This is a genomic window from Staphylococcus felis (genome assembly GCF_003012915.1).
Lineage (GTDB): Bacteria > Bacillota > Bacilli > Staphylococcales > Staphylococcaceae > Staphylococcus > Staphylococcus felis.
This window is the reverse complement of sequence record NZ_CP027770.1, coordinates 1,337,028-1,354,040: the sequence shown is the minus strand read 5'-3', so window position 1 is coordinate 1,354,040 and position 17,013 is coordinate 1,337,028. Positions and strand designations below refer to the sequence as shown.

Below are 17,013 nucleotides of genomic sequence, written 5' to 3'. Positions count from 1 at the left end.
CCTCCGCTTAAAATAGTTTCAGTTGTTGTGGTGCCAAACCTTTATACTCAATATTCAATAACTGTTGTAATTGTTTAGCATTTCCTGCAGCATGACCACCTGAATTATTATTAAATATAATGTATACGGTATCTGCTTTCTGATTTAAAACAACGATTTTATTTGCTAGTTCTTGTAGTTCTTTTTCGCTATATTGATACAAATAACGAACATCTCGCCATTCTTGATCAGTCATATCTTGCTTCCGCCATCCATTGATATTACGACCATGTAATCGAACGAGTGCTTTAGTATGTGTAATACGATTCACGAATGGAATGCTTCCTTCTCCAACTTGTGGCTCATCACAAACTGAATGAATCAGTTGATTTTCAGTAAGGAAACTTAAAGTTCTTTCTTTCATATCACCTTCAAACCACGACTGGTGGCGAAATTCGACGCATATCGGATACTGTTCAAGTTTGGACTTGACGTAGCGAATATATTGCACATTTTTCGCATTACAATCAAACCATGGTGGAAATTGTACTAATATCATCGCAAGCTTATTTGCCTTCTGTAATGGCACAATCATCTCAGAAAACTGATTAAACAACGCATCCATTGATGTCGCAAAATCACGATAATCAGCATGTAATGTTAAGGCTTGATGGATTTTGACCACAAACTTAAAACGTTTAGGTGTTTCATTGATCCACTTTAAAATATTCCGTTCAGGTTGAATTGCGTAGTACGATGCATCCAGTTCAACAATAGGAAAATGACTGGAATAGGTTAATAACTTATCTGATTGACGCGCAATATCTTCATATAATGAATCATGGTCTCCCCAACCAGTTAAACCAATTTCTATCATAATAATCACCTCTTTCATTTTATCACAATCACTCCATTAAAGATGATTGTGATGCATCATTCAGTTTTAGTATTCATATATAGGGTAATATCATAAAAAGATTTAAATAGAAGGAGATTATTTATGGTCGAACAGTTACAATACGGTCAACATCAAGATCAACATATTGATATTTACAGAAATCATGACGTTCAACATGACAAATGGATTGTACTCATACATGGTGGATATTGGCGTAATCAATTTGATAAGCATATGATGAATCCTTATATTGATGCACTTATCGACGTAGGATTTTCTGTTGCAAATGTTGAATATAGACGTGGCTCCGAGCATGAATGGCCTATCCCTAAAGATGATATACGAAATGCTGTTGAAACATTTAAACAATCAAAATATCATCCTTCTCAACTGATAGGTATTGGCCATTCTGTAGGAGGACAACTTGCTTTACTCAATGATTTATTATTTGATTGCATCGTTGCACTAGCACCTGTAACAGATGTCCTTTATACTTTACACCACCATTTAGGGCAAGACGCTGTTCCTGAATACTTTAATCCTACATCAACGCATGTTCTTAAAGATGCTTCCCCAATCATGCAAACACCTATTCAAACTGATACGCTAATTATTCATGGTTATAATGATACTTCTGTTCATATTGATACTTCATTATCATATGTACAAGAAAACTATAAAAAAGGAACATATATTACACTATATGCATTGCCACATTTAGATCATTTAGATTGCATTAATCCAGAAGCGATGCATCATGATATGCTTCTAAAATGGCTCAATCATCGCGCTTAATTTTGTGTAACAGCTTTTTAAAGATTTGAAGCTGTAAAATAATGCAAAAAGCAACACCACTATAATATTGACTTCAAAGTTAGGTGATAACCTTACCTTTAAACTGACTAATCCATAGTGATGTTGCTTAAATTGATTGTATATTGTATTTTACTGATTAAATTGATTTAAACACTGATTACCCTTATGAATCATACTTTCTACTAAACTTTTAGCATCTGTATCTTGTGCTAATCTTACACCTTGACCACTCCAAAGATGCATCCAATCGGTTTTGCCAATTTGACTTGCCGCTGAACGAATAGACGTAGTGAGATCATTTTGGATAGGATATGGTAAGATTTTAGCGCCTGATGCTTTGATTTCATGTATAAATGCGTTTTGAATACCTCTAGCCATCTTTCCACTAAATATATCTGTCACAATCGTATCTGTTTCTTTACAATTGAGTATTGCTTTTTTATGCACGTCTTTCGCTTTACTTTCTCGTGTCGTTAAAAACGCTGTACCGAGCTGGACGCCTTGAGCACCTAACATCAAACTTGCAATTAGACCCCTACCATCCATAATACCACCTGCTGCTACAACCGGAATCGATACATTGTCTACAATTTGAGGGACGAGTGACATAGTACCTACCATTGTTTCATAGGGCTTGTCACTAAAGCTGCCTCTATGCCCTCCTGCATCACTACCTTGAGCTACAACAATGTCTAACCCTGCACGTTCTAATGCCTGTGCCTCTTCTACAGTCGTAGCACTTCCAATTGTAATAACATTCGCGCTTTTCAACTGTTCTAATATGGATTGATGTGGAATGCCGAATGTAAAACTGCAAACTGGTACTTGATACTTTATCATTAGCTTTATCTTTAACTCAAAATCAGATGCATCATGTGATTTTACATTTGGAACATCTAATCCTAACGCTTGACGATAAGGGTGTAATAATGCATTCATTTGACGCACTTCAGACATCTCATATTGTATATCTTCAGGTACAAATAGATTGATTGCAAAGGGCTTGGCGGTTAAGTCTTGTACTTGCTTAATCTCAGACTCGAGTTCATCTGGTGTCATATAGCCCGCTCCAATAGTCCCAAGTGCTCCTGCATTACTCACAGCTGCTACAAGTTCAGGCGTCGTTGAACCAGCCATCCCCGCTTGAATAATAGGATAGTCAATTTGGCATAATTGAGAGATTTCCATTTGTCCCCACATATTAAAACCCCTTTGTATGATTTATTCATTGATTTCTTATCTATTTAGCGTACTTTACTCAATTTATGATTTTCTTCTCTATCCATTTCATCTTCTATTTCCATACCTAACATTTCTTCAATTAAATCTTCATGCGTTACAATTGCATCTGTCCCACCGTATTCATCTAAAACAATCGCCATATGCTTTCGTGTAATAGTCATTTTACGAAGTACCCATTCTGCTCGATTATGTTCATAAACGAAAAGAGGTTCGGAACAAAAGTCAGTGATTGTCTTTTCTGGTGTTTTACTCCATGCTAATAAGTATTTAGAATGAAAGACTCCTACTACATTATCAATATCTCCTTCATAAACAGGATAGCGTGTATAAGGATGATTCATCACAATCTCATAGACTTCCTCATACGTATCTTCAATCGATAGAGATGTAACATTAACCCTAGGCGTATTATTAACATCATTCACTTTTAAACGGTCAAAGTTCATGACACCTTGAATTCGTGTACGTTCCATCTCATTAAATGCACCTTCCGTACCTGCTATGGCAACCATTGTACGCACTTCTTCTTTTGACATACCTTGATTAGGATTATGCCGAGATAATAATTGATTAATCCAATCAGTCAACATATTTAAAATTAAAGTAATGGGTTTAAAAATAATGACAAATAGGCGTATCACCGGATAAACAAACCTTGCAATTGCATCTGGAAATGTAGCCGCAATCGACTTGGGTATGACCTCTGCAAAAACGATAATCACAATAGTCAATATCGCAGAAGCTATTCCAATGTTAGCACCTAAACGAACAGCTAAAATTGTCACTAACGTAGGCAATAAAATGTTAGCAATATTATTCCCTATTAATATTGTTGTAATGAATTCACTCGGCTTTTCTAGTAACTTTAATAAGTTTGCAGATTTATGATTATTTTGTTCTGCTTCAGATTGTAATCGTACCTTGTTAGCTGCAGTCAGTGCTGTTTCACTTCCTGAGAAAAAACAAGATACTAAAATTAATACAATGATCGCAATGATCATTATGCAGCTCCCCCTCTAACGATCTAACTCGTACCATAACTTTTAAAGCTATCATCATGATAAAGTTACTTTCATTTTTACTGAAAAGACAGTAAAAATCAAGATGTACGTTTCTAATTTCTCCATGACTTTATCTATTTGAAACCTTTACAAATATAATATACCCAGACATTATTGTACCCCTATAATCGAATTCTAAGATTCAACTATAAGGGGTAGTATACTATTTTGATGGATACTGTATCATCGTTACCTATACAGTCTATACAATCATTGGGGTAATCAAAAAAATACCTCTCAAATCTTCCAAAGATACTATACTTCAATAGCGCATAACAAAGGAATCCTTAAAAAAGATATTTCTAAAATTTTGAGAGTCATTTCATACTTTTAAAATATTTCTTAAACGTTCATGTTCAATAACTTAAAGAGCATTAGATTCACCACCAACATTGTGATACCTCTTGCTTAATTATGGCTCAATGTTGCAAAAATGGTATCAAACTAAGATACCCCATAGGTAAAATTAGCCTGATACCATACTTTAAATCTATCCGATACTGCCTTCCATCTCGAATTTGATAAGACGGTTCATTTCTACTGCATATTCCATTGGCAATTCTTTCGTAAATGGCTCAATAAAGCCCATTACAATCATTTCAGTCGCTTCTTCTTCAGAAATACCTCTAGACATTAAATAGAAAAGTTGTTCTTCAGATACTTTTGATACTTTTGCTTCATGTTCTAAGGAAATACTATCATTAAATATTTCATTATAAGGGATTGTATCTGATGTTGACTCGTTGTCTAAGATGAGCGTGTCACATTCAATGTTAGAACGCGCGCCTTTTGCTTTTCGACCAAAGTGTACGATACCACGGTAAACTACTTTGCCGCCATCTTTAGCGATAGATTTAGATACAATTGTAGATGATGTGTTTGGTGCTTTATGCATCATTTTAGCTCCAGCATCTTGTACTTGTCCTTTACCAGCAAATGCGATAGAAAGCGTATTACCCTTTGCGCCTTCACCTACTAATACACACGCTGGATATTTCATTGTTAGCTTAGAACCTAGGTTACCATCAACCCACTCCATATTCCCGTTTTCATGGACCAATGTACGCTTCGTTACAAGGTTATAAACGTTGTTCGCCCAGTTTTGAATCGTCGTATAACGGACATGAGCATCTTTATGAACGATGATTTCTACTACTGCTGAGTGCAATGAGTTCGTAGTATATACAGGTGCTGTACAACCTTCAACATAGTTCACTGACGCGCCTTCGTCAGCAATAATTAACGTACGCTCAAATTGCCCCATATTTTCTGAGTTAATTCGGAAATAAGCTTGTAATGGCGTATCTAATTTAACATTTTTCGGAATGTAGATAAATGATCCACCTGACCATACTGCTGAATTTAATGCCGCAAATTTATTATCAGCAGCTGGTACAACAGATGCGAAGTACTCTTTAAATAAATCTTCATTTTCTTTTAACGCTGTGTCTGTATCTTTAAATACGATACCTTTTTCTTCGAGCTCTTTTTCCATATTGTGGTATACCACTTCTGATTCGTACTGTGCAGACACACCTGCTAAATATTTTTGTTCGGCTTCTGGAATACCTAATTTATCAAAAGTACGTTTGATTTCTTCAGGTACTTCATCCCAAGAACGTTCAGAACGCTCTGATGGCTTAACATAATATGTTATATCATCAAAATCGAGCTCTGATAAGTCTCCGCCCCATTGTGGCATTGGCATTTTATAAAATAATTTTAAAGCTTTAAGACGGAAATCTAACATCCATTCAGGTTCATCTTTCATTCTTGAAATTTCACGTACGATATTTTCAGTCAAACCACGTTCTGATCTAAAAATCGAAACGTCTTCATCATGGAACCCATATTTGTAATCGCCCAAATCAGGTGCTTTTTTAGCCATGTTTATCACTCCTATATAAATTATTCATCTCAATTCGGTTACTGATTCATTGCTTTCAGCTGGCCCTATCGCTCTATACGCTCAACATTTATCGTTATGTTAACGCATCCTCAAATCGATGCTTATTCTTCTAGTTTACCTTCTTTTTCTATTGTACCCTTTTCTAAAGCTTTCCATGCTAATGTTGCACACTTAATACGTGCTGGAAATTGAGAAACACCTTGTAAAGCTTCGATATCGCCCATTTCTTCAGTAATTTCAAAGTCTTCACCAAGCATCATTTTCGTGAACTCTTGACTCATTTGCATTGCTTCTTTTAGGCTATGCCCTTTAATGGCCTCTGTCATCATTGATGCACTTGACATAGATATCGAGCAACCTTCACCTTCAAATTTAGCATCTTTGATAATTCCATCTTGCACATCAAAAGTGAGACGGATTCGATCGCCACAGGTTGGATTATTCATATCAACAGTCATCGTTCCATCTTCAATTACGCCTTTGTTACGAGGGTTTTTGTAGTGATCCATAATAACTGAACGATACAATTGATCTAGGTTATTAAAATTCATACGAGAAAAACTCCTTCGTTCGCTTCAACCCTTCTACGAGTTGATCGATGTCTTCTTTAGTATTGTATATATAAAAGCTTGCGCGTGCTGTAGATGATACATTTAACCATTTCATTAAAGGTTGTGCACAGTGATGCCCTGCACGCACTGCTACACCTTCAGTATCAAGTGCTGTCGCAACATCATGTGGATGTACATCTTTTAAATTAAAAGTAATGACACCCGCGCGCTTTGATACTTCTGGCCCATAAATCTCAATACCTTCAACTTGAGACATTTGCTCATAAGCGTACTGCGTTAGCACTTGTTCATGATCATGTATAGCATCAAAACCTATATTTTCAATATATTCGATTGCCGCTTTTAAACCGATTGCTTGTGCAATTAAAGGTGTTCCCGCTTCAAATTTTGTTGGTAAGTCTGTCCAAGTACTCTCATGTAAACCAACAAAGTCAATCATATCTCCACCAAATTCAATAGGTTCCATTTGATGCAAATACTCTCGCTTACCGTAAAGGACACCTATTCCTGTTGGCCCTAACATTTTATGTCCACTAAAGCTATAAAAATCAACATCTAATGCTTGAACGTCAACTTTCATATGTGGCACAGATTGTGCACCATCCACAGCGATAATCGCACCATGTTGATGTGCAATTTGAGCAATAGATTTAATATCATTGATTGTACCTAGTACATTTGATACGTGTGCAACTGCAACGATTTTCGTACGATTAGTTACTGTTTCTTCTACTGCGGACAGAGTAAGTTGCCCATCATCCGTCATCGGAATAAACTTTAATGTTGCACCTTTACGCTTGGCCAACTGTTGCCACGGCACTAAGTTTGCATGATGTTCCATTTGCGTCACAACAATTTCGTCGCCTTCTTGAATGTTTGCATCACCATAACTGTGTGCAACTAAGTTAATTGCTGCAGTCGTGCCGCGTGTGAAGATGACTTCTTCAAAATATGGTGCATTGATAAAACGTCTCACCGTTTCTCGCGCACCCTCATAACCATCTGTTGCAAGCGATCCTAATGTATGAACACCTCTATGGACGTTAGAATTGTAACGCTCATAGTAATCATCAAGAGCCTCAATCACTTGCTTCGGTTTTTGGCTTGTTGCTGTTGAATCTAAATATGCTAAACGCTTTCCATTTACTTTTTGATTCAATATAGGAAAGTCTTGAATGATTGCGTCTACATTTAAATTTGTATCGGCCACCTTTATCACAGACCTTTCTGAATAATGTTATTTACCTACTTTAAGTTCAATAACTTCACGTAATTGTCGTTGCACATCTTGAATAGGTAATTCACGTACGACAGGGTCTAAGAAACCATGAATAACTAAGCGCTCTGCTTCCTCTTGTGAAATACCACGACTCATCAAGTAGTACAATTGCTCTGGGTCCACACGTCCAACTGATGCAGCGTGACCTGCTTCTACATCGTCCTCATCAATTAATAAAATAGGATTTGCGTCACCACGTGCTGTTTCAGATAACATTAATACACGCGACTCTTGGTTCGCAGCTGATCCTGAGCCACCATGCTTAATATAACCTATACCGTTAAAGATAGATGAAGCATTTTCTTTCATTACACCGTGTTTCAAAATATAGCCATTTGTTTCTTTGCCATACTGAACAATTTGAGATGTTAAATTAATAGTTTGATTTCCACGACCGACAACAACTGATTTTAAATCTGACGCAGAACGGTCACCAATAAGATGTGTTGTATTATCAATGATTTGGTCACCTTCATTCATCAGTCCAAGAGACCAATTAATTGTTGCGTCATTTTCAGTTACCCCACGACGGATAATATGACCTGTAAAGCCTTTGTCTAGGAAGTCTACTGAACCATATGAAATTTTTGAGTTTGCCCCAGCCATAACTTCAGAGATAATGTTAAGTTGATTGCCTTCACCACTAACTGTTGATAAGTAGTTTTCGACATATGTGACTTCTGCACTTTGTTCCGTAACGAGTACAACATGATTAAAGAAACTCGCATTCTCATCATCATGTAACACCACATATTGAATAGGGTGTTCCACTACAACATTTTTTGGCACATAAATAAATACGCCACCATTCATTAATGCTGCATGTACGGCAGTTAGTCGATGCTCATCTACTGTTACAGCATCTGTCATGTAATATTTTTCAACTAAATCACTATGGTTTTTTAAGGCTTCACTAATATGTTCAATGATAACACCATCGTTTTGCGCTTTTTCATTTACTTGTGTATATGCAAGCGTATTATTATGTTGAATAATTAAGTTTTCGGTATCTTCAACGTTAATAATACGATCAATTTCTTTTGGTAATTCTGTAAGATCTGAAAATACAGACCCTTTCGTTTCATGTTGCTTAAATGAATCAAAGTTCCATTTAGTTAATTTAGTTTTGTCAGGTTTTGGCATTTCTAAAGACAGAGATTGTTTAAGCGCATCTTTCCTTAATGATGTCATCCACGAAGGTTCTTGATGGGCTTGTGAATAATCAACAATTTGAGCTTCAGAAATATTTAATGTTTCAGTTGTCATAATTCTTTCCTCCTATTGATGATGATTACGCTTGAGTCGCTTCGTATTCTTCTTTAACCCACTCATAGCCTTCTTCTTCAAGACGTTTGGCTAATTCTGCACCGCCTGATTTTACAACGATACCGTTATACATCACATGAACATGATCTGGGGTAATGTAATTAAGTAAACGTTGATAGTGTGTGATGATTAATGAACCAAATTCGTCGCCGCGCATTTCATTGATTCCTTTAGATACTACTTTCAATGCATCAATATCAAGTCCAGAGTCAATCTCATCTAAAATGGCAAATTTAGGCTCAAGCATCATTAATTGTAAAATTTCGTTGCGCTTTTTCTCCCCACCAGAGAAACCTTCATTTAAATAACGTTGTGCCATATCTTTATCCATTTCTAAAAAGTCCATTTGTTTGTCTAACTTTTTAATGAATTGCATTAAATTAATTTCTTGGCCTTCTTCACGTTGTGCGTTAATAGCAGAACGCATAAAGTCAGCATTTGTTACCCCACTGATTTCTGATGGATATTGCATGGCTAAAAACAATCCAGCTTTAGCACGTTCGTCTACATCTAATTCAAGAACGTTCACGCCGTCTAATAAAACTTCTCCTTTAGTCACTTCATAAGCAGGATGCCCCATAATTGCTGATGAAAGTGTTGATTTGCCTGTACCATTCGGCCCCATAATTGCATGGATTTCTCCAGTGTTAATCGTTAAGTTAACACCCTTTAAAATCTCTTTATCTTCAATAGACACATGTAGGTCTTTAATTTCTAATGTTGATGGCATTAATATTCCCTCCAAATATATGTTTGATTCCATAGTTTAGTTTATAATAATTTTAATGTAACGTCAAAAAGGATTTCTTTTTTCTCCTAATGGCTATTATACCCAAAACAACGGTATTTATAAACCATGTCAGATTACATCATCTTATATTTATCAATCATTTTTGAGACTGATATATATAAAGTTATTGATAATGATAGCGTGATTGTTCTCATTAGGCCTAAAGTCCAATGATTAATATTCATCAGATTAGGTAATATTATGTTATGATGTACTGACATTACACATTGAAAGGAATCTGCAGTTATGTCTCAGTTTAAATTATCAAATATTCCAAAAGGTTTTGCGATGGGAACTAGCGACCTCATACCAGGTGTTAGCGGTGGGACGATAGCGCTGCTACTTGGAATTTATGATGACTTTATCGCATCGGTAAGCGGTGTGTTTTCCAAAAATTTTAAAAAGAGCATTTTATTTCTTATCCCCATTATTATAGGAATGGGCCTAGCAATTGGCATCTTAAGTAGTCTCATCAACTATTTACTTGCAGAACACATTACGCCAACCATGTTCTTTTTTACCGGCTTGATTATCGGGATTATTCCATTCTTATTACGTATTTCAAAGTACAAAGAAACCTATAAAACACAACATTGGATTGTAATGGTTATCGCCATCATCATTCTTGCTATTATGGCTTATTTTTCAACGGGGACTACACACGGTAAGCCGACATCTATTGATATGTCTCCCGCTATGTTAATCAAATATTTTATTGCTGGCATGTGTGCTTCGAGTGCTATGCTTTTACCGGGTATTTCTGGTTCATTTATTTTGCTGTTGTTTGGTGTGTATGGGACGGTTACTTATTCAATTTCTGAACTTGTACACCTTAACTTTAACACCCTACCTGTTATCATGGTTGTAGGATTAGGGATCCTTTCCGGCTTTTTAATCGCAAGTAAATTGATTACCTATTTACTTGAACATTACACATACCTCACGTATGCAGCTATACTAGGGCTCGTTATCGGTTCATTATTTTCTGTATTTCCCGGGTTACCTTCAACAGGATTAAGTTGGATTGTTTCTCTCTTAACACTCGTTATTGGGTTTTTAGTCAGCTACATTTTAGGTCGGTACACAGCATCTTAATTCACAGAAGCATATCATCACATGAAAAAATTAAACGAGGATAGGGATTTAATAAGCTCCCTGCCCTCGTTTAATGTTATTTTGCTGGTATAACTGCTCCATCGAATTCATCTTCTATATAATGTCTTACTTCCTGAGATTGTACAGCTTTAAGTAAATCTTGAAACTTTTGATCATCTTTATGACCTTCTTGTACCGCTAAAATATTAGCAAATGGTGAAGATTCATCTTCTACCGCAATAGAATCTTCTAAAGGTTTTAAACCATTATCAATTGCATAATTTGAGTTCATAATCACAGCATCACCTTCATTATTATTGTATGTTTTGGGTAAAAATTCAGCGCCTTGTTGATTATCAAATTGTAAATCTTTTTTATTTTCAACAATATCATCTAATTTAGCATCTTCAATTTTAACGCCTTTTTTAATTTTAATAAGCCCTTCTTTTACAAAAAATGACAAGAAGCGTCCTTCTTCAGCTGGATTATTTGATATATAGATTTTTGCACCTTGTGGTAAATCTTTTAAACTTTTATGCTTTTTACTGTATACGCCCATAGGTGTTGTTAACACTTTACCAACTTCTTCAATTTTGTATCCATGCGATTGCTTTTCAGCATTTAAATAAGGAACATGTTGAAACATATTAGCATCCACATCACCTTTATCTAATAATTTATTTGGTATTTTATAATCATTAACTTCACGCACTTCCACTTTATAGCCTTTGTCTTTAAGCTGTTCTGCTGCTTTTTTGACCACTTCACCATGTGGCGTCGGTGTTGCCGCAACTACAATTGTTTTATCTTCACTTGATGATTCACTTTGGCCACACGCTACAAGCAAAACCACTATCACTACCATTAATGTACCTAAATTTAAAAGTTTTTTCATATTGAATCCCCTTTCGTTGTATATAAAAAGAGACGCTCAAATCAAATTAAATCCAAGCATCTCTTTTTACTTAAAAATGTATTATTTTGCTGGTTCTACTGATCCATCATATTTTTCTTTAATAAATGCTTTGATGTCGTCAGACTGAAGCACTTGAATTAAAGCTTTAATTTTTTCATCATCCTTATGTCCTTCTTGTACTGCAATAAGATTTGCATAAGGGTTATCTTCAGGACTTTCAACCGCAATTGAATCTTTTTGTGGGTTTAACTTTTGCTCAATTGCAAAATTAGAGTTAATAATTACAGCATCGCCTTCATTATTTTGATAAGTTTTTGGTAAGAATTCAGCTGCTTGATTATCATTAAATTTAATGTTCTTTTTATTTTCAACGATATCATCAAAAGTAGCATCTTGAATTTTTACGCCATCCTTAATTTTAATCAGTCCTTCATCTACAAAGAATTTTAAGAATCGACCTTGCTCTGCTGGATTGTTTGAAACAAAGATTTCAGCGTTATCTGGAAGGTCTTTTAAGCTATCATATTTTTGAGAATATACAGCCATTGGTTCTAAATGAACATTGCCTGCTGATTCAATTTTGTAACCTTTATCTTCTTTTTCTTTATCTAAGTATGGTGTGTGTTGGAAAAAGTTTGCGTCTAATTCGCCTGCATCCAATAATTTATTCGGTGTTGTGTAATCATTAATCGTCTTAATTTCTAGATCGTAACCTTCATCTTTTAAGATTGGCTTTGCTTCTTCTAAAATCTCAGCATGAGGTGCTGGCGAAGCACCTACAACAACCTTTTTATCATCACTACCGCCTGCTGAATCTTTATTTCCGCATGCTGCAAGCACAACTCCTAAAACTAAAATTAAAGCTAGTGATAAAACTTTTTTCATCCCTTTATTCCTCCTAAAAAGTAAATTATCTTTTATCAATTTTATTTGTAACCCAATCCCCTAGGAACTGAATGATAAAAACAATAATAAGTATTAAAATGGTCGAAATTAAAATGACATCATTTTGATTTCGCGTAAAGCCAGTCAGATATGCTAAGTTACCTAATCCACCTGCACCAATAACGCCTGCTACTGCTGTTGATCCTACTAAGGCAATAGCAGTTACAGTAATCCCTGATATGAGAGCGGGTGAAGATTCTGGAATTAACACCTTTAATATAATTGTCCATGTATTTGCGCCCATTGAACGAGCCGCTTCAATAACACCTTTATCAATTTCTTTTAGTGCAATTTCCACTAAGCGTCCATAAAAAGGGGAAGCTCCAACAATTAGGGCTGGTAAAGCACCTGTTGGACCACTAATTGTGCCTAAAATTAAGCTCGTAAATGGAATAAGTAATAATATTAAAATGATAAACGGTATCGCTCTGAATAAATTAACAAAAAATGAAACAATACTATAAAATATGCGTCCAAGCTTAGAATGACTTTTTGATGTTAAAAATAAAATAACGCCTAAGACTAATCCCAAGATAAACGAAAATACAGTCGATATGACAGTCATATAAAGTGTTTCATATGTTGCTAACCACACATCAGGCCAGCGCACATTCGGCATTGTTATCATTTCCTGTAAAATCTCGCTGAAACTCTTACCCACGACTGACCACCTCTACTTGTATATTTTTAGATTCCAGATCTGATTGTAGTGTGTTAAACGTGCTGTCTGTAATGTCAGATAAATGCACGAGTAAAAATCCGACTGACCCGGTTTTGGTGTTTTTAATATTTCCTTCTAAAATATTAATCGCCATTTGATGTTTTTGAGCGATATAAGAAATAACTGGTGCTGTCGTATTCTCTCCTGAAAATATAAACTTAACTAGCAAATCATTTTCATTCAATTCGATAGACTTCACTACATCATCTTGATCTTGTGGTGGCTCTAAGTCCTCTTGAACAAAACGTCTTGTCACGCGATGTTTTGGATTTTTAAAGACTTCTGATACGCTTCCTTGCTCAATCACTCGACCATTTTCCATTACTGCGACCTCATCACATACACGTCTAATCACATGCATCTCATGCGTAATCATGATGATTGTTAGATTTTTTTCTTTTTTTAGTTCTAATAGCAAATCTAATATTTCATCAGTAGTTTGTGGGTCTAATGCACTTGTTGCCTCGTCACATAGCAATACTTCCGGATCGTTTGCTAACGCTCGAGCAATACCAACTCGCTGTTTTTGCCCTCCAGAAAGTTCAGAAGGATACGCATGTTCACGTCCCTTTAAACCCACTCTCTCAATCAGTTTTATCGCTTCTTGTTTCGCTTCTTTTTTAGGCCTTCCAGCGATTTCGAGCGGAAATATAATATTTTCTAATACAGTACGTGACCAAAGTAAATTAAAATGTTGGAAAATCATACTTACTTTTTGGCGTTTTTTCCTAAGTTCAGCCTTAGTGAGCTGACCAATATGTTCTCCCCCTATCATCACATCACCAGATGTAGGTACTTCTAAATAATTAAATAAGCGAACTAATGTACTTTTACCGGCTCCCGAAAATCCGATAATTCCAAAAATTGTTCCTGTACCTATATTTAAATCAACATGATCAACTGCTGTTACAGTTTTTGATTTCGATTCATACTTTTTAACAATATTTTTTAACTCAATCATATTGCTAGTTCCTCCTCGTGTTACGACTCCATCTCAGACCATAATAAAAAATGCTTTCTCTTTTGAGTTAAAAGAGAAAGCATTGTATACACGTCGCTTCTCTCATCTTCAAAAGTAATTAATACTTTATGTGAATTGGCACCATTTCTAATATTTAGACGGTTGCCGGGCTTCATAGGGCACATCCCTCCACCACTCCGGATAAGAGTTTTCTGAATATTTAATTGTTATTAATCTTATCATTATACTTACGATTCGTCAATCGCTTTTTTGAAAATTTCTAACAAATATGTCACAGACTTAAACGCATAAATACGTTGTACTTCTTGATCTTGCTTCATAATGATTAAGACCGGGACTGATTGTATTTCATTTTCCCGACTCCACTCTGGATGAAAGTTTAAATCAATTTTCACGAGTGGGAGCTGTGTCATATCATTCACAATATCTAACATTCGCTCTGACATCTTACATGTCCCACACATCGGCGTATAGCCAAAAATCAGATGTGTGGGTTCATTATAATTCTCATATATATTGTTCAATTGCTCTGAAACATTCATGATATGTGTACTTTCCTTTAACATAAAAATCTTTTTTTACTTCAAAGCCGTGACGGCCTAAAACATTTGAGAGATAATCACGTGGACAGCGTGCGACTTCGGTATAAGTAGAATCAATATAAATATCAATACGTTCACTTAAATATTTCGAAAACCACTTTCGAATATTCCGTCCTTCAGCATCAGCATCCACTAAAATATAAACTTGCTTATCGTAGAGTGATTCTATCATGTTATCTATTTTTTCAACACTCATCGTGCCATGTGTACAAATAATATCTACTGATTCTGTTAATACTTCTTTGACTCTTTTTTTGTCAGATTTACCTTCTACAACAATGATTTTGTTTACGATCGCCATAGTCTTCACCTTCTAAATAAAATGGGCGTAAGACGACTTTTAATCATAGATGCGCTATGGAGCTAAATCTCAGAAAAACTTACTCAATTTGTGTTATATGGTGTTATAGCTCCTCTCGTACTTTAACCTAATCTGTCCATACGAAGTCGCTTACCTATCATTGATATAAAGTTCAAAAAACTCCAAGATAAACATGTTACCAAGGAGTTCAAAATAAGTATTATTCACCAATCATTTCTTCATAAGCAGCTGCATCCATTAATGCATCAAGTTCACTTTCGTCACTCAACTCAACTTTAACCATCCATGCTTTTTCGTATGGTGATTCATTGACTGCTTCTGGTTCATCTTCAAGATCTTCATTAACTTCTATAATTTTACCTGAAACAGGTGAGTATAATTCAGAAACTGTCTTAACAGATTCTACACTACCAAAAGTTTCACCCTCAGAAACTTCATCATCTACTTCAGGAAGCTCAACGAATACGATGTCACCTAACTCGCTTTGCGCAAAGTCAGTAATACCAATAAGAGCTACATTTCCGTCAACTTTTACCCACTCATGTTCTTTAGAATATTTTAGTTCATTTGGCACTGCCACGTGAATCCCCTCCTATTTATGTTTACACATTTATCATGACATATTGCTTAAATTCTATCAACTATTTTACTGAACCCAAGTTTGTCGGTATTCGTCTTCTTTAAATCCTATTGTGACCGTATTTCCAGAAATGGCAAGAGGTCTTTTAACTAACATCCCATCCGATGCTAAAAGCTCTAACTTCTCTTCATAATCCATGTCAGCAAGCTTATCTTTCAAGTTAAGTTCACGGTATTTTGCACCATGTGTATTAAAGAATTTTTTAATATCAATACCAGAAGCTTCAATAATTTTGCGGAACTCTTCCTTAGTTGGAGTATGTTGTATGATATCAATTGGCTCGTGGCTCACACCATATTCAGTTAAAAATTTTGATGCTTTTTTACATGTTGTACAGTTGTGATACTGATAAAATTTAATCATTTCATTACCTCCTCATTTTAACTATAATAAATATACCAAATATTTTAATAAAATAGCTAATTATTTTTTATTCATTTCAAAACAACGTTTCGTTTTTGTTTTAAGCGTTATATTTTGTAGCATGACTTTGAACATTGAATCCGTTATAATAACGGTACGTTGATTTTACGGAGGTTTTAATATGCAAAAAATTAATGATATGAATGCGTTCAAATCTGTTATTCAAAGTGACTCACCAGTTATTATTAAATTTGAAGCAGGATGGTGTCCGGACTGCCGTGCAATGGACATGTGGATTGATCCAATTGTTGAAAAATATAATGCATATCAATGGTATACTGTTAACCGCGATGAACTAGAAGAAGCTGCTATTGAAAATGACGTAATGGGCATTCCAAGTCTTTTAATTTTCAAAAACGGTCAAAAACTACATCACTTACATTCAGCTCACGCAAAATCACCTGAACAAGTTGAAAGTTACTTATCTGAAAGTTTAGGTTAATATTATATGTAAAAATAGCTTTCGAAGCTGAAACTGATAAATAATGTTTCGCT

The 17,013-nt window shown here is 35.3% G+C and carries 19 protein-coding genes and 1 riboswitch; of the genes, 3 read left to right on the top strand and 16 right to left on the bottom strand.

Annotated features, from left to right (window positions below):
- Positions 1 to 7: 7 nt before the first annotated feature.
- On the bottom strand, positions 8 to 856 hold the full coding sequence (locus tag C7J90_RS06335) for a DUF72 domain-containing protein (protein ID WP_167388993.1): 849 nt from the start codon (positions 854 to 856) through the stop codon (positions 8 to 10).
- A 123-nt stretch (positions 857 to 979) separates the two neighbouring features.
- Between C7J90_RS06335 and C7J90_RS06330 the strand changes: the two genes are divergently transcribed.
- Positions 980 to 1,672 (top strand): alpha/beta hydrolase family protein, encoded by a 693-nt coding sequence (locus tag C7J90_RS06330; RefSeq protein ID WP_103208190.1) that lies wholly within the window; start codon positions 980 to 982, stop codon positions 1,670 to 1,672.
- Between the two features lie 150 nt (positions 1,673 to 1,822).
- On the opposite strand, the gene C7J90_RS06325 is transcribed toward C7J90_RS06330, so the two are convergent.
- From C7J90_RS06325 to sufC, 7 genes are all read right to left on the bottom strand, one after another.
- Entirely contained in the window at positions 1,823 to 2,893 is a 1,071-nt protein-coding gene (locus C7J90_RS06325) for an NAD(P)H-dependent flavin oxidoreductase (protein ID WP_103208191.1), read from the bottom strand.
- Positions 2,894 to 2,937: 44 nt separating this feature from the next.
- Positions 2,938 to 3,936 (bottom strand): hemolysin family protein, encoded by a 999-nt coding sequence (locus tag C7J90_RS06320; RefSeq protein WP_103208193.1) that lies wholly within the window; start codon positions 3,934 to 3,936, stop codon positions 2,938 to 2,940.
- Positions 3,937 to 4,486: 550 nt separating this feature from the next.
- Complete coding sequence (gene sufB / locus C7J90_RS06315) at positions 4,487 to 5,884, bottom strand: Fe-S cluster assembly protein SufB (RefSeq protein ID WP_103208195.1); 1,398 nt, start codon at positions 5,882 to 5,884, stop codon at positions 4,487 to 4,489.
- A 122-nt stretch (positions 5,885 to 6,006) separates the two neighbouring features.
- Positions 6,007 to 6,456: a Fe-S cluster assembly sulfur transfer protein SufU gene (sufU, locus tag C7J90_RS06310; protein ID WP_103208196.1), complete on the bottom strand. Its 450-nt coding sequence runs from the start codon at positions 6,454 to 6,456 to the stop codon at positions 6,007 to 6,009.
- On the bottom strand, positions 6,446 to 7,687 hold the full coding sequence (locus C7J90_RS06305) for a cysteine desulfurase (RefSeq protein ID WP_103208198.1): 1,242 nt from the start codon (positions 7,685 to 7,687) through the stop codon (positions 6,446 to 6,448). The genes sufU and C7J90_RS06305 overlap by 11 nt, the downstream gene beginning before the upstream one ends.
- Before the next feature lie 27 nt (positions 7,688 to 7,714).
- A complete protein-coding gene (gene sufD, locus C7J90_RS06300) occupies positions 7,715 to 9,022 on the bottom strand; it encodes a Fe-S cluster assembly protein SufD (protein ID WP_103208199.1) in 1,308 nt (435 codons plus the stop codon).
- Positions 9,023 to 9,047: 25 nt separating this feature from the next.
- Positions 9,048 to 9,812, bottom strand: coding sequence for a Fe-S cluster assembly ATPase SufC (sufC, locus tag C7J90_RS06295; protein WP_103208201.1), 765 nt, complete (start codon positions 9,810 to 9,812; stop codon positions 9,048 to 9,050).
- Positions 9,813 to 10,118: 306 nt separating this feature from the next.
- Between sufC and popT the strand changes: the two genes are divergently transcribed.
- Positions 10,119 to 10,967, top strand: coding sequence for a polyprenyl-phosphate transporter PopT (popT, locus tag C7J90_RS06290; protein WP_103208202.1), 849 nt, complete (start codon positions 10,119 to 10,121; stop codon positions 10,965 to 10,967).
- Between the two features lie 76 nt (positions 10,968 to 11,043).
- Here popT and C7J90_RS06285 read toward each other — a convergent pair whose 3' ends face one another.
- The 8 genes from C7J90_RS06285 to C7J90_RS06250 all read right to left on the bottom strand — a co-directional run bounded on the left by C7J90_RS06285 (position 11,044) and on the right by C7J90_RS06250 (position 16,458).
- The gene (locus C7J90_RS06285) at positions 11,044 to 11,862 is read right to left on the bottom strand and encodes a MetQ/NlpA family ABC transporter substrate-binding protein (RefSeq protein ID WP_103208204.1); all 819 of its coding nucleotides are present in this window, start codon (positions 11,860 to 11,862) and stop codon (positions 11,044 to 11,046) included.
- Between the two features lie 81 nt (positions 11,863 to 11,943).
- On the bottom strand, positions 11,944 to 12,768 hold the full coding sequence (locus tag C7J90_RS06280) for a MetQ/NlpA family ABC transporter substrate-binding protein (RefSeq protein WP_103208206.1): 825 nt from the start codon (positions 12,766 to 12,768) through the stop codon (positions 11,944 to 11,946).
- 25 nt (positions 12,769 to 12,793) lie between these two features.
- Positions 12,794 to 13,489, bottom strand: a complete 696-nt coding sequence (locus tag C7J90_RS06275) for a methionine ABC transporter permease (protein ID WP_103208208.1) — start codon at positions 13,487 to 13,489, stop codon at positions 12,794 to 12,796.
- The gene (locus C7J90_RS06270; RefSeq protein ID WP_103208210.1) at positions 13,482 to 14,510 is read right to left on the bottom strand and encodes a methionine ABC transporter ATP-binding protein; all 1,029 of its coding nucleotides are present in this window, start codon (positions 14,508 to 14,510) and stop codon (positions 13,482 to 13,484) included. Before C7J90_RS06270 ends, C7J90_RS06275 begins: the two co-directional genes overlap by 8 nt.
- Before the next feature lie 99 nt (positions 14,511 to 14,609).
- Positions 14,610 to 14,718, bottom strand: a riboswitch (SAM riboswitch).
- A gap of 40 nt (positions 14,719 to 14,758) precedes the next feature.
- Positions 14,759 to 15,073 carry a thioredoxin family protein gene (locus C7J90_RS06265; protein ID WP_103208211.1) on the bottom strand — a complete coding sequence of 105 codons (315 nt, stop codon included), beginning with the start codon at positions 15,071 to 15,073 and terminating at the stop codon, positions 14,759 to 14,761.
- A complete protein-coding gene (locus C7J90_RS06260; protein WP_103208213.1) occupies positions 15,039 to 15,434 on the bottom strand; it encodes a toprim domain-containing protein in 396 nt (131 codons plus the stop codon). Before C7J90_RS06260 ends, C7J90_RS06265 begins: the two co-directional genes overlap by 35 nt.
- Positions 15,435 to 15,654: 220 nt before the next feature.
- Entirely contained in the window at positions 15,655 to 16,035 is a 381-nt protein-coding gene (gene gcvH / locus C7J90_RS06255; protein ID WP_103208214.1) for a glycine cleavage system protein GcvH, read from the bottom strand.
- Between the two features lie 66 nt (positions 16,036 to 16,101).
- Positions 16,102 to 16,458 (bottom strand): arsenate reductase family protein, encoded by a 357-nt coding sequence (locus C7J90_RS06250; protein ID WP_103208216.1) that lies wholly within the window; start codon positions 16,456 to 16,458, stop codon positions 16,102 to 16,104.
- Positions 16,459 to 16,639: 181 nt separating this feature from the next.
- Here C7J90_RS06250 and C7J90_RS06245 point away from each other — a divergent pair, with 181 nt between their 5' ends.
- The gene (locus C7J90_RS06245; protein WP_103208218.1) at positions 16,640 to 16,960 is read left to right on the top strand and encodes a thioredoxin family protein; all 321 of its coding nucleotides are present in this window, start codon (positions 16,640 to 16,642) and stop codon (positions 16,958 to 16,960) included.
- Positions 16,961 to 17,013: the final 53 nt, after the last annotated feature.